This window comes from Pseudomonas sp. CDFA 610, from assembly GCF_021147865.1.
Classification (GTDB): domain Bacteria; phylum Pseudomonadota; class Gammaproteobacteria; order Pseudomonadales; family Pseudomonadaceae; genus Aquipseudomonas; species Aquipseudomonas alliivorans.
In genome coordinates, this window is record NZ_JAGTPM010000003.1 from 15472 (window position 1) to 28379 (window position 12908).

12 protein-coding genes are annotated in these 12908 nt (G+C 57.7%); 3 read left to right on the plus strand and 9 right to left on the minus strand.

What is annotated here, in order from left to right:
• Positions 1-301: 301 nt before the first annotated feature.
• Entirely contained in the window at positions 302-1420 is a 1119-nt protein-coding gene (locus KDX39_RS05560; protein ID WP_231659665.1) for a TIGR00730 family Rossman fold protein, read from the plus strand.
• Between the two features lie 2 nt (positions 1421-1422).
• Here KDX39_RS05560 and recX read toward each other — a convergent pair whose 3' ends face one another.
• The 3 genes from recX to KDX39_RS05575 all read right to left on the minus strand — a co-directional run bounded on the left by recX (position 1423) and on the right by KDX39_RS05575 (position 3602).
• Positions 1423-1890, minus strand: a complete 468-nt coding sequence (gene recX, locus KDX39_RS05565) for a recombination regulator RecX (RefSeq protein WP_043305401.1) — start codon at positions 1888-1890, stop codon at positions 1423-1425.
• A 5-nt stretch (positions 1891-1895) separates the two neighbouring features.
• Complete coding sequence (gene recA / locus KDX39_RS05570; protein WP_043305400.1) at positions 1896-2960, minus strand: recombinase RecA; 1065 nt, start codon at positions 2958-2960, stop codon at positions 1896-1898.
• Positions 2961-3053: 93 nt separating this feature from the next.
• Positions 3054-3602, minus strand: coding sequence for a CinA family protein (locus KDX39_RS05575; RefSeq protein ID WP_184320129.1), 549 nt, complete (start codon positions 3600-3602; stop codon positions 3054-3056).
• 432 nt (positions 3603-4034) lie between these two features.
• Here KDX39_RS05575 and mutS point away from each other — a divergent pair, with 432 nt between their 5' ends.
• Positions 4035-6602 (plus strand): DNA mismatch repair protein MutS, encoded by a 2568-nt coding sequence (gene mutS, locus KDX39_RS05580; protein ID WP_180274425.1) that lies wholly within the window; start codon positions 4035-4037, stop codon positions 6600-6602.
• 245 nt (positions 6603-6847) lie between these two features.
• Positions 6848-7171, plus strand: a complete 324-nt coding sequence (gene fdxA, locus KDX39_RS05585; protein ID WP_043305397.1) for a ferredoxin FdxA — start codon at positions 6848-6850, stop codon at positions 7169-7171.
• A gap of 534 nt (positions 7172-7705) precedes the next feature.
• On the opposite strand, the gene rpoS is transcribed toward fdxA, so the two are convergent.
• The 6 genes from rpoS to ispF form a co-directional block, all read right to left on the minus strand.
• Positions 7706-8716, minus strand: a complete 1011-nt coding sequence (rpoS, locus tag KDX39_RS05590; RefSeq protein ID WP_099229733.1) for an RNA polymerase sigma factor RpoS — start codon at positions 8714-8716, stop codon at positions 7706-7708.
• Between the two features lie 102 nt (positions 8717-8818).
• Entirely contained in the window at positions 8819-9685 is an 867-nt protein-coding gene (locus KDX39_RS05595; RefSeq protein WP_231659666.1) for a peptidoglycan DD-metalloendopeptidase family protein, read from the minus strand.
• 204 nt (positions 9686-9889) lie between these two features.
• Entirely contained in the window at positions 9890-10525 is a 636-nt protein-coding gene (locus KDX39_RS05600) for a protein-L-isoaspartate(D-aspartate) O-methyltransferase (protein ID WP_004879071.1), read from the minus strand.
• Positions 10526-10566: 41 nt separating this feature from the next.
• The gene (gene surE, locus KDX39_RS05605) at positions 10567-11316 is read right to left on the minus strand and encodes a 5'/3'-nucleotidase SurE (RefSeq protein WP_231659667.1); all 750 of its coding nucleotides are present in this window, start codon (positions 11314-11316) and stop codon (positions 10567-10569) included.
• A complete protein-coding gene (truD, locus tag KDX39_RS05610) occupies positions 11304-12362 on the minus strand; it encodes a tRNA pseudouridine(13) synthase TruD (RefSeq protein WP_231659668.1) in 1059 nt (352 codons plus the stop codon). The genes surE and truD overlap by 13 nt, the downstream gene beginning before the upstream one ends.
• A complete protein-coding gene (gene ispF / locus KDX39_RS05615) occupies positions 12359-12832 on the minus strand; it encodes a 2-C-methyl-D-erythritol 2,4-cyclodiphosphate synthase (protein WP_099229725.1) in 474 nt (157 codons plus the stop codon). The genes truD and ispF overlap by 4 nt, the downstream gene beginning before the upstream one ends.
• Positions 12833-12908: the final 76 nt, after the last annotated feature.

The window sequence follows — 12908 nt, forward strand, 5'->3', positions numbered from 1 at the left end:
TCGTTACGAGACATCCAGCAAGCCTCTTCCCTGAATACGGACCGAGAACCGATGGCCTTTCCGAAGGAGCCGGCACATCATCGATTCGACATTCACGCCAGACTGGCGCTATAACCTTCTGACAGCCAATCTGTACTTTTCAGGCACATGGCCGACAAGCGTGACACGCTCATGTGCGCCCATCGTTTCTTGTGAACCAGAGAAACAGACAGAATTAATACGACCCGGTATCGGTCAACTCACCCTTTTTGGCCGATCAAGCTGGAGCGGGTCGACGATTCTGCAGGAGGAGACATCTTGAATGCCGTATGTACCTAACGATCTTCTGTCCAGACACTTTCAAAGCAATGGCCTGGACCTGACTGGCAAGATTGAAGAACATATTCATCAGGTCGCCCCGGGCAGCCCCAATCTGGCGCTGTATCGAGACATGGTGCTGACCGTCCTGCGCATGGCTCAGGATGACCGCAATCGCTGGAACGCCAAGATAACCCTGCAGACCCTGCGCGAGCTGGAAAACGCCTTCCGAGTGCTGGAGCGATTCAAGGGTCGGCGCAAGGTGACAGTGTTCGGCTCGGCCCGAACGCCAATGGAACACCCTCTTTATGCGCAGGCCACAGAGCTGGGTGCAAAACTGGCTCAGTCCGACATGATGGTGATCACCGGAGCGGGCGGCGGCATCATGGCAGCAGCTCATGCGGGTGCAGGCCTAAAGCACAGCCTGGGCTTCAATATCACCCTGCCTTTCGAGCAACATGCCAACGCGACGGTAGAAGGTACGGAAAACCTGCTGCCCTTCCACTTCTTCTTTACCCGCAAGCTGTTCTTCGTCAAGGAAGCCGACGCACTGGTGCTGTGCCCAGGCGGTTTCGGCACGCTGGATGAAGCGCTGGAAGTGCTGACGCTGGTTCAAACCGGTAAAAGCCCGCTGGTGCCCATCGTGCTACTGGATACGCCGGGCGGCAGTTTCTGGCAAAGCGCGCTGGACTTCATCAAGACCCAACTGGAAGACAATCACTACATCCTTCCGGCGGACATGAAGTTGATGCGACTGGTCTACAGCGCCGACGAGGCGGTGGATGAAATCAATCGTTTCTACACCAACTACCACTCCAGTCGCTGGCTGAAGAGCAAGTTCGTGATCCGCATGCATCATGCACTCAGCAAGCAGGCTCTTGCGCACATGCACGAGGCCTTTGCCGACTTGTGTCTCGGCGAGGGTTTTCACCAGCATGGTTATCAGGGGGAAGAACATGACGAGGCTCAGTTCAGCCACCTGACGCGGCTGGCCTTCACCTTCACCGGGCGTAATCAGGGTCGGCTTCGAGAGCTGCTGGACTACATCAACTTGCCGGAGAACTGGTTGAAACCTTCAGGCGAACAACAGTCGGCGCACCAACGTGAGCCTTTGAACGCCTGATCTCAATCATCCATGCCACGGCCGCTCAGCAGGCGGCCGATCATGTCCAGCGGATAGCCTCGGTAACTGAGAAATCGTCCTTGTTGAGCACGCTCACGCGCGTCAGCAGGCATGCGTCCGGCAAACTTGCGCTGCCAGGTTTCCTGAAGTTTTTCCTGCCAGTCAACGCCGCACTCTCTCAGTGCCTGCTCGATATCAGCCCGCTGCAAGCCCCGCTGGCTCAGCTCTTCACGGATGCGCACAGGCCCATAGCCCGAACGAGATCGATACGAGACAAAACTTTCAAGATAACGGGATTCAGAGAGCAGACCTTCCTCGACCAGACGATCAAGAGCGGCCTCAATGTGCTCAGGGGAGGCGCCGCGCTGACGCAGTTTACGCGTCAGCTCGACTCGACCGTGCTCGCGTCGCGCGAGCAGGTCCATTGCAGTTCGCCTGACGGCGACAGGTGTATCAAGCACGGCAGACATGGATATCAGATATCGGCGTCTGCTTCAGCCATATCGTCAGCCACTGCAGGCTCGCGGGAACCAACCGCCTTGGTATCAACGCCCGGCGTCAGCAGCTTGTCGCGAATCTGCTTCTCGAGGGCATTACCGATTTCCGGGTTATCTGCCAGGAACTTGGCCGAGTTGGCCTTGCCCTGACCGATCTTGCTGCCCTGGTAGCTGTACCAGGCACCGGACTTCTCGAGAAATCCGTGCAGTACGGCCAGATCGATGATTTCGCCGTTGAGGTAGATACCCTTGCCGTAAAGAATCTGGAACTCGGCCTGACGGAACGGCGGAGCTACCTTGTTCTTGACGACCTTGACGCGGGTCTCGCTGCCGACCACTTCGTCACCTTCCTTCACGGCGCCGGTGCGACGGATGTCCAGACGAACCGAGGCGTAGAATTTCAGTGCGTTACCACCGGTGGTGGTTTCCGGGCTACCGAACATCACACCGATCTTCATGCGGATCTGGTTGATGAAGATCACCAGGCAATTGGCGTTCTTGATATTACCGGTGATCTTGCGCAGCGCCTGCGACATCAGACGTGCCTGCAGACCCACGTGCATATCACCCATCTCGCCTTCGATCTCGGCCTTCGGAACCAGCGCGGCAACGGAGTCGACCACGATCACGTCGATGGCGTTGGAACGTACGAGCATGTCGGTGATTTCCAGCGCCTGTTCACCGGTGTCCGGCTGCGAGACAAGCAGGTCATCGACGTTGACGCCCAGCTTGCCTGCGTATTCAGGGTCGAGTGCGTGTTCGGCATCGACGAATGCACAGGTCGCGCCCATTTTCTGAGCCTGAGCGATGACAGACAGTGTCAGCGTGGTTTTACCGGAAGACTCCGGACCGTAGATTTCAACGATCCGGCCTTTTGGCAGACCACCAATACCAAGTGCGATATCCAGACCGAGCGAGCCGGTGGAAATGGCAGGAATCGCCTGACGGTCATGGTCGCCCATGCGCATCACGGCACCTTTACCGAACTGACGCTCGATCTGACCCAAGGCCGCAGCCAAGGCTTTCTTCTTGTTGTCGTCCATTGAAGTCCTCACGTAATCAAATTCAATTAGGGCCTTGATGGCCACAACACCTGTATAAGTAGACAGTATTATTCCACAGGGATCGACGCTCGCCTACCCCTGTTTTGGCATTTCTCCGGATGCAAGCGCGATGAGCCCCTCCAGCGCGGCTTTTACCGTTTGTCGGCGCACCTGCTCACGGTCACCGGCGAACCACCGGCGCTGCGCGATGAGCCTTTCACCGTCACCCCAGCAGATCCAGACCGTACCGACCGGCTTTTCGACCGAGCCACCACCTGGCCCCGCCACGCCGCTGACCGCGACGCCGAATCTGGCACCGCTGTTGCGCTGAGCGCCGCGGGTCATCGCTTCAACGACAGGCTGACTGACCGCGCCGACACTGTCGAACAGGCTTTGCGGAACATCGAGCTGTCGCGTTTTCTGATGGTTGGAATAAGTGACGTAGCCGGCCTCGAACCAGCCGGAACTGCCGTCGACACGTGTAATCGCTTCGGCGATGCCGCCTCCCGTACAGGACTCGGCGGTCGTCACCTGGGCATCAGTCGCTTTCAGAAGCCTGCCAAGCGAGGCGGCAAGCAGGGTTATGTCATCCACAGTACGTTCCCGTTCCAACCGCTGATCTGAAATCCGATCTTTGAACATCGCGGCTGCATAAGAAGCCGCTTGTCCGCTCATGTTCACTGCTTCTCTTTAGAAACAGGCTTTTTGACCGTTTCGACCGTTGTTTCCCTCGGCCTGCGCTTTGCCTCATCCAGAGGAATGAAGCGTCCAGTGACCGAATCCCTTGCTCGTCTAACTGCCATATAAAAGTCCTTTTTCATAGGCCACCACTCACAGACGGTGGTGGTTCGTGAAGTCTATACAGCAATCAGGAAGCTGTGGGCTTGCGGAAACCCAAGGTCACGATTGAGCGTTCACCAAACCGGGACTGCACCCGCGCAACGTGCGTGATAACCTTGCGCCCATCGCAAACACTCGGCAGACATCCCTCGGTAAACGGAGGGATTACACGTCGCACCCCGAGGTTTACCCACTCTTCTCAAGAACTTGCCCAAGCCACTGATGAATAAAGCAATTTCCGACCTCTCTTCGCACACCCCCATGATGCAGCAGTACTGGAAGCTGAAGAATCAGCACCTGGATCAGCTGATGTTCTATCGCATGGGTGACTTTTACGAAATCTTCTATGAAGACGCCAAAAAGGCCGCCAAGTTGCTGGATATTACGCTGACGGCACGCGGTCAGTCGGCCGGCCAGAGCATCCCCATGTGTGGCATCCCCTACCACGCAGCGGAAGGCTACCTGGCGAAGCTGGTCAAGCTGGGCGAGTCGGTAGTGATCTGTGAGCAGATCGGCGATCCGGCAACCAGCAAAGGGCCGGTCGATCGTCAGGTCGTGCGTATCATCACGCCGGGCACCATCAGCGATGAAGCGCTGCTCGACGAGCGTCGGGACAACCTGATCGCTGCCGTGCTCGGCGACGAGCGCCTTTTCGGCCTCGCTGTGCTGGACATCACCAGCGGCAATTTCAGCGTGCTGGAGATCAAGGGCTGGGAGAACCTGCTGGCCGAGCTCGAACGCATCAACCCGGTCGAACTGCTGATCCCGGATGACTGGCCTCAGGGTCTGCCTGCTGAAAAACGTCGTGGCTCACGTCGTCGCGCGCCATGGGATTTCGAACGCGACTCGGCGCACAAAAGCCTTTGTCAGCAGTTCGCGACTCAGGACCTCAAGGGCTTTGGCTGTGAAATGCTAACGCTGGCGATTGGCGCGGCAGGCTGCCTGTTGAGCTATGCCAAGGAAACCCAGCGCACCGCCTTGCCGCACCTGCGCAGCCTGCGTCACGAGCGCCTGGACGATACCGTGATTCTGGACGGTGCCAGCCGCCGCAACCTTGAACTGGATACCAACCTGTCGGGCGGTCGGGACAACACGCTGCAATCGGTCATGGACCGCTGCCAGACTGCCATGGGCACACGCCTGCTGACGCGATGGCTGAATCGTCCGTTGCGCGATCTGACCATCCTTCAGGCGCGTCAGACTTCGATTACCTGCTTTCTCGAGCGCTACCGCTTCGAGAACCTGCAGCCCCAATTGAAAGAAATCGGCGACATCGAGCGGATTCTGGCGCGTATCGGTCTACGCAACGCTCGCCCCCGCGACCTTGCCCGCCTGCGCGATGCTTTGAGCGCCCTGCCCGAATTACAGCAGGCGATGAGCGAGCTGGAAGCGCCGCACCTTCAACAACTGGCCCGCACCGCCAGCACTTACCCTGAGCTGGCCAACCTGTTGCAACGGGCAATCATCGACAACCCGCCAGCTGTGATTCGCGACGGTGGCGTGCTCAAGACCGGTTACGACGCTGAACTGGACGAGCTGCAATCACTGAGCGAGAACGCAGGCCAGTTCCTGATCGATCTGGAAGCGCGCGAAAAGTCCCGAACCGGCCTGGCCAATCTGAAAGTAGGCTACAACCGCGTTCATGGTTACTTCATCGAGCTGCCCAGCAAGCAGGCTGAACAGGCGCCCGCCGATTACATCCGCCGACAGACCCTGAAGGGTGCCGAGCGCTTCATCACGCCGGAACTCAAAGCGTTCGAAGACAAGGCGCTGTCGGCCAAAAGTCGCGCGCTGGCTCGAGAGAAAATGCTTTACGAAGCCTTGCTCGAGGACCTGATCGGCCATCTCGCGCCGCTGCAGGACACCGCGGCAGCGTTGGCCGAGCTGGACGTGCTGAGCAACCTCGCCGAACGCGCACTGAATCTCGACCTCAACTGCCCGAGATTTGTGGCCGAGCCCTGCATGCGCATCGAGCAAGGTCGTCACCCGGTGGTCGAGCAGGTGTTGTCGACACCGTTCGTGGCCAATGACCTGGCACTGGACGACAGCACACGCATGCTGGTCATCACCGGTCCGAACATGGGCGGTAAATCGACCTACATGCGTCAGACGGCCTTGATTGTCTTGCTCGCCCATATCGGCAGTTTCGTACCTGCAGCTCAATGCGAGCTGTCACTGGTCGACCGGATATTCACGCGGATCGGCTCCAGCGACGATTTGGCGGGCGGGCGCTCGACGTTCATGGTGGAAATGAGCGAGACAGCCAACATCCTGCACAACGCGACCGACCGCAGCCTGGTACTGATGGACGAAGTCGGCCGCGGGACCAGCACCTTCGATGGCCTCTCCCTCGCCTGGGCTGCGGCAGAATGCCTCGCCCAGTTGCGCGCCTACACCCTGTTCGCCACTCACTATTTCGAGTTGACCGTTCTGCCGGAAAGCGAACCACTGGTCAGCAACGTGCATCTGAATGCTACCGAACACAACGAGCGAATCGTATTCCTGCACCGGGTTCTCCCAGGACCTGCCAGTCAAAGCTACGGCCTGGCAGTCGCACAGTTGGCCGGGGTTCCAGGCAAGGTCATCACCCGCGCCAAAGAGCATTTGCAGCGCCTTGAGACCACCAGCCTGCCCCACGAGCAGCCGCGCGCCAAACCGGGAAAGCAGGCAGCGCCCATGCAGAGCGATCTGTTCGCCAGTCTGCCGCATCCGGTGCTCGATGAACTGTCGAAGGTCAAGGTCGACGATCTCACACCGCGTCAGGCGCTGGATTTGCTATACACATTGCAAACTCGACTGTGACGTGAACCGTTACATGCTGTTAGAATCCCGCGCGGTCTGGGATGCGCTCAGCTTTTAGCCTGGCTGAGCAGCCGTTCGAGCCGCGTGAAGACGCAGCGAACCGAAGGTGAATGGCAGGCGATGCAGTCAAACTGCTTCAAGGCCTTCATCAAAAGCACGTGTTTTCATAGGGTCGGGAACCGTCCCGAACCTGGCAACCCTGTCTGGAAGGGCTCTGCCGCAGCCGCCTGAGGAGAGAATTAGAAATGACCTTCGTCGTCACCGACAACTGCATCAAGTGCAAGTACACCGACTGTGTGGAAGTCTGTCCGGTGGACTGCTTCTACGAGGGCCCGAACTTCCTGGTGATTCACCCGGACGAGTGCATCGACTGCGCACTGTGTGAGCCTGAATGCCCTGCTCAGGCCATTTTCTCCGAAGACGAGATTCCGGCCGGCATGGAAAACTTTATCGAGCTCAATGCCGAGCTTGCCGAGGTATGGCCGAATATCACAGAGAAGAAAGATGCACTGCCGGATGCAGCAGAGTGGGACGGCAAGAAAGACAAGATTGCAGATCTGGAACGCTAGAGTCCGGACTTCAAAAAAAGGCCCTTTTGAGGGCCTTTTTTCATGTTGAATTCAATGAAACAACCAAGCTGATTGCACATAAAAAAAGGGGCGGTATTACCCGCCCACATTTTTTCCTGATCCCTGTAATCCCTTTTCATCGTCCTGATGAATCGCTTCGTGCGATGTCCTTGCCCCTCATCCTTGAGAGTCTGTACCGATCCGTCGGTACAGCCCCGATAGTAAAGATCTGGCGCAGCAGGGCAACCCGACAAGCACGCCAAAATATTTCCGCTCTTGCCTTGAAGACTTTGTAAAACCTTAGGGATCAATGGGTTAAAAGATAGAAAACCCGAATATCCGGTAAATCTCACTTACAACCCCTTGATGACTTACAGATCACGTACGCAATGACGTACATGACGCGTGTCTTGGGAGGCCGCCTCTGGCGATCGGGCGCCAGGCCATCAGGACTTCTTTGAATGATGAAAGCCATATAAAAAGCCGACATGAACAGTCTGTTCAGGTCGGCTCTTGTAACGCGGTTGAAGTTTTTTACTGGAAGAGCGACTCGCTCGAAAGACCGTTTTTCTCGAGTATTTCACGAAGACGCTTTAAGCCCTCGACCTGAATCTGTCGCACACGCTCGCGCGTGAGCCCGATTTCCAGCCCTACATCTTCAAGCGTGCTGCTTTCGTGCCCCCGTAGCCCGAAACGGCGTATGACCACCTCACGCTGCTTTTCGGTCAGTTCGCACAGCCACTGATCAATACTCTGCGAAAGATCATCATCCTGCAGAAGCTCGCAAGGGTCTGTAGGACGGTCGTCGGTAAGAGTATCCAGCAACGTCTTGTCCGAATCCGGCCCAAGCGATACGTCAACCGAAGACACTCGCTCATTGAGCCCAAGCATGCGCTTGACCTCGCCTACCGGTTTTTCCAACAGATTGGCGATTTCTTCAGGAGATGGTTCGTGATCAAGCTTCTGAGTCAGCTCCCTTGCCGCACGCAGGTAGACGTTCAGTTCCTTGACGACATGAATCGGCAACCGGATGGTCCGGGTCTGATTCATGATGGCTCGTTCAATAGTCTGACGAATCCACCACGTGGCATAGGTAGAAAAACGAAAACCGCGTTCAGGATCGAATTTTTCGACAGCCCGGATCAAGCCAAGATTGCCTTCTTCGATCAGATCAAGCAATGACAGTCCACGATTGACATAACGCCTGGCAATTTTCACCACCAGCCGCAGATTGCTTTCAATCATGCGTTTGCGCCCAGCCGGATCTCCACTCTGCGACAAGCGCGCAAAGTGTACTTCTTCTTCCGGAGACAACAGCGGAGAGAACCCTATTTCATTGAGATACAACTGGGTAGCGTCGAGCGCCCGAGTGTAATCAATATATTTGTGTTGTTTGAGCGATGACGACGGCTTGGCCTTCGCGCGACCCGAGGCGGCAGTAGACGGCTGCTTCTCGCTCGGCGATTGCTCCAGGACAATGCCGGCTTCCATGAGGAGCACGTCATCATCGATGTCAAACTCCGGCGCTTCGTTGCTAAGAGCCATTGTTATAGTCCTTTGGTGAGTTCGACCTCAAGCTCCAGCGGCGCCTATATCCATGGCAACGCTTGAGCCTGTTCCTTCTGCGTCAGGAACAGGCGGCAACAATCAACGACGTGGCAAGAATTCCAGTGGGTCTACAGGTTTACCTTGTCGGCGAATCTCAAAATGCAGTTTCACCCGGTCAGTTCCTGTTGACCCCATTTCGGCAATCGTCTGCCCAGCCTTGACCTGCTGTCCTTCCCGTACCAAAAGCCTGCGGTTGTGACCGTAGGCACTGACGTAGGTATCGCTGTGTTTGATGATGATCAATTCGCCGTAGCCCCGTAATCCACTTCCGGCGTAAACAACTGAACCATCAGACGCTGCCAAAACAGGCTGTCCCAAATCACCGGCGATATCAATTCCTTTATTCAAACTACCGTTTGAAGAAAATTTTCCTATCAATACGCCACTCGAAGGCCAGGTCCAACCGCTGGGAGACTTGCCTGCAGGACCCGTCGCAGTGGTCGCAGAAGGCGGTATGACCACCGGCACAACCGCAACGGGCTTGGACATTACAGTCGTTTTCACCGATCCCGAATTGCTGGTGGTGGTCGACGTACTGGTGACCGGACGACCTGCTGAAGGTGCCGACGCCACGCTCTGCGTTGAAGAAGAGCGCCCGTCAAAGCGAATCGTCTGACCCGGTTTGATGGTGAATGGCTCGGGTATCTGGTTGCGGGCGGCCAGAGCTTTCCAGTCCCAGCCGTAGCGGAATGCGATGGAAAACAGCGTATCGCCGCGCTTGACGACGTACTGACCGGTCGTGACGGTAGGACGCTGGGCAACGGCATTGCCGTTTCGGTCGACCACACGAACGCCACCCGAAGGTGAACTTGAACAGCCGACCAAGAGGACACTGAGCGCAATGCCAATCAACAGACGCTGATAACTTCTCGAAGACCTGAGCTGCTGAATGACTGTGTGACTCACCCGCCACTCCCTTTACTGGTGACTGAATTCAAAGATGCCTATTGTGCCGCAAGAACGGCGGGCAGCCAGTGCTTAAAACGCATCAAAAACGGTGTAATGGAAGATCCGCCTCGTGATTCGATGCAATTTTGCCATCGTTCTCATGAACAGACGGTTGTAGACCGATGACAGGCGCCAGAATTCACTCGTGATCTCTGGCGTTTTTCAGGCAAGAGGACCGTTCAACAGCGGCACGAACCGCACGGCTCCCAATACATGTCGGGAAAAACCGTTTTCCTCTCGAATGATCAGCATCAATTGCTGGACTTCACCTGCGCCGACCGGAATGACCAGTCGTCCACCGGGTGCCAGTTGATCAAGCAGCGCCTGCGGCACGTCGGTCGCCACTGCCGTGACGATGATGCCGTTGTAAGGCGCCAGGGCTGGCCATCCCTCCCAGCCATCACCCCAGCGAAAAACCACATTGCGCAGATTCAGTTCAACCAGACGCTCCTTGGCCCTGTCCTGCAGAACCTTGATGCGCTCAACCGAGAACACCCGTTCCACCAACTGCGCCAACACTGCAGTCTGATAGCCTGAACCGGTGCCGATCTCCATCACCTTGTCCAGCGGCCCCGCCGCCAGCAGCAGCTCGCTCATGCGGGCAACCATGTAAGGCTGGGAAATGGTCTGGTTATGCCCGATGGGCAATGCAGTGTCTTCGTAGGCCCGATGCGCCAGCGCCTCGTCAACGAACAGATGACGTGGCGTCTTGCGAATGACATCCAGCACATGATTGTTCGACACACCTTCTTCGTACAGGCGTTGAATCAACCGCTCGCGAGTACGTTGCGAAGTCATCCCGATCCCGCGACGTAACAGATCATCTTGCTCGCGTGACATCAGTGCAGTCCCTCCAGCCAAGTGTTCAGGCTGCTGAAACCATCCTGACAGGTACGGTCCAGTTGCAGCGGCGTAATTGATACATAGCCCTGCATGACCGCATGAAAGTCGGTTCCGGCACCGCCATCCTCGGCATCTCCCGCAGCCGCTATCCAGTAGCCGGCACGTCCGCGGGGATCGACGACCCTGATCGGCGCTGCGGCTCTGGCGCGATGACCAAGCCGGGTCAATTGAATGCCGCGGATGTGCTCCAGAGGCAGGTTCGGTATGTTCACGTTCAATACGGTACGCGGTGGAAGATCGAGTTGCTCGTGTGCCTCGACCAGCAGGCGTGCGTAATGAGCAGCCGTGGCGAGGTTGTCAGGCTGGCGCGACAGAAACGAAAACGCGAACGACGGTCGTTGCAGAAAACGGCCTTCCAGCGCTGCGGCGACCGTACCTGAGTACAGCACATCGTCGCCCAGGTTAGCGCCCAGATTGATGCCTGAAACCACCATGTCCGGTTCACGCTCCAGCAGACCGTTAAGCCCCAGATGCACGCAATCTGTCGGTGTACCGTTCAGACTGATAAAACCATTGGCCAGCGTCTGCGGATGCAGGGGCCGGTCGAGCGTCAGCGAACTGCTGGCGCCACTCTTGTCTTGATCGGGGGCAATCACTACGCATTCAGTATAGTCCGCCAGTGCCGCATAGAGCGCCGCAAGACCGGGCGCGCTGACCCCGTCATCGTTTGAAATCAGAATACGCATGGGCTGTCCGTCTGCCCAACCGGCACCAGATCGACAAGCTCGCGCACCAAAACGGTGGCGAAGCATCCAGGCGGAAGGACGAATTCCAGTTGCAGAATGTCAGGCTCGGGATAATGCCACGTCAGCCGCCCAATGGGCAGCCGCAGGATGCGACGTTCGTGTTCCATTCCCGCCCTGATCAGCCAGTCACGCAAGGCCGGATGCTCCGCGGCGACAGCGTTTTCAAGCTCTGCGGTTCTGCCCTGTGCCGGAGAAGGGCCTGCACCCCACTGCGGACCGGTCGGGTGCACGTCCAGAATGGCCAGCCGCGGATCGCTGCATTCCTCGACACCCGCCGGGAAAAAGCTCCGGCTGTCGGTGAACGCCAGAAGATCACCGACTTGAGCATGCTGCCAGCTGCCGTCTGCAACACGTACGGCGAGCACCTGATTGAACAGGTAGCTGCGCGCCGTTGACAGCAGGCGCGAGCGGACCGCGCGCTGCTCGGGCAAGGCCTGACGGGACGCGTAATCGCGAGCCTCGCCCAGGTTACCGCCCTGATAGCCGAAGCGTTGAGCGCCGAAGTAATTGGGAATCCCGAGTCGGGCAATCGACTCGAGCCGCTGAGTCAACGCGTCCTTGTCAGCCGCCAATTGCGTCAGGCGCAAGGTAAAGCCATTGGCTGCGTGCGCGCCACGCTGAAGTTTGCGTTTGTGGCGGCTCGTAGAGAGAATCTTCAGCGTCTCGTCCTGCGCCACGGACAGATCGGGGTCGGCCTTGCCGGGCAACTGAATACTGAACCATTGCCGAGTGAGTGCCTGACGATCCTTCAGGCCTGCATAGCTGACCGTACGCAACTGAACGCCGGCAGCCCGGGCCAGACGTCGGGCGGCTTCTTCGGTGTTGAGGCCACGCTTCTCGACCCACAGCCACAGGTGCTCGCCATCGCCCGAGAGCGGAATATCAAGCACTTCATCGACCTGGAAATCTTCCGCTGTCGCTTTGAGAACCGCACTTCCCAGCGACTCGCCCCAGGCCGTCGGGCCCAGCAGTTCAAGTTCGGTCATGCGCGCAGCAACAACGCGACGGCATGCACAGCGATGCCTTCTTCACGGCCGGTAAAGCCGAGCTTTTCAGTGGTGGTGGCTTTGACGTTGACCTGATCCAGTTCGACCTGGAGGTCCTCGGCAATCAGTGCGCGCATGGCATCGATGTGGGGTGCCATTTTGGGCGCCTGAGCGACGATGGTGGCATCGACGTTACCGACCTTCCAGCCCTTGTTCTGCACCTGCTTGAGCACGTGACGCAGCAGTACGCGACTGTCCGCGCCCTTGAATTGCGGATCTGTGTCCGGAAAATGCTTGCCGATGTCGCCCAGCGCCGCAGCGCCCAGCAGCGCATCGCTCAGAGCGTGCAGCAAAACGTCGCCATCGGAGTGGGCCAGAAGACCGAAACCGTGCGCAATCCGCACGCCGCCCAAGGTGATGAAGTCGCCTTCAGCGAAACGGTGCACATCATAGCCGTGGCCAATACGCATAAAAAAACGCCCTGAAAAATGTCAGGGCGTGATTCTACCTGCTTTGGCACGGCTTGGGTTTGTCAGCGAGGCTGCA

What these genes read in the sequence shown, in the direction of transcription:
- KDX39_RS05560 (WP_231659665.1), top strand. Translation starts at nt 302, where the DNA reads ATGCCGTATGTACCTAACGATCTTCTGTCCAGACACTTTCAAAGCAAT.
- recX (WP_043305401.1), bottom strand. Translation starts at nt 1,890, where the DNA reads ATGTCTGCCGTGCTTGATACACCTGTCGCCGTCAGGCGAACTGCAATG.
- recA (WP_043305400.1), bottom strand. Translation starts at nt 2,960, where the DNA reads ATGGACGACAACAAGAAGAAAGCCTTGGCTGCGGCCTTGGGTCAGATC.
- KDX39_RS05575 (WP_184320129.1), bottom strand. Translation starts at nt 3,602, where the DNA reads ATGTTCAAAGATCGGATTTCAGATCAGCGGTTGGAACGGGAACGTACT.
- fdxA (WP_043305397.1), top strand. Translation starts at nt 6,848, where the DNA reads ATGACCTTCGTCGTCACCGACAACTGCATCAAGTGCAAGTACACCGAC.
- rpoS (WP_099229733.1), bottom strand. Translation starts at nt 8,716, where the DNA reads ATGGCTCTTAGCAACGAAGCGCCGGAGTTTGACATCGATGATGACGTG.
- KDX39_RS05600 (WP_004879071.1), bottom strand. Translation starts at nt 10,525, where the DNA reads ATGACTTCGCAACGTACTCGCGAGCGGTTGATTCAACGCCTGTACGAA.
- surE (WP_231659667.1), bottom strand. Translation starts at nt 11,316, where the DNA reads ATGCGTATTCTGATTTCAAACGATGACGGGGTCAGCGCGCCCGGTCTT.
- truD (WP_231659668.1), bottom strand. Translation starts at nt 12,362, where the DNA reads ATGACCGAACTTGAACTGCTGGGCCCGACGGCCTGGGGCGAGTCGCTG.
- ispF (WP_099229725.1), bottom strand. Translation starts at nt 12,832, where the DNA reads ATGCGTATTGGCCACGGCTATGATGTGCACCGTTTCGCTGAAGGCGAC.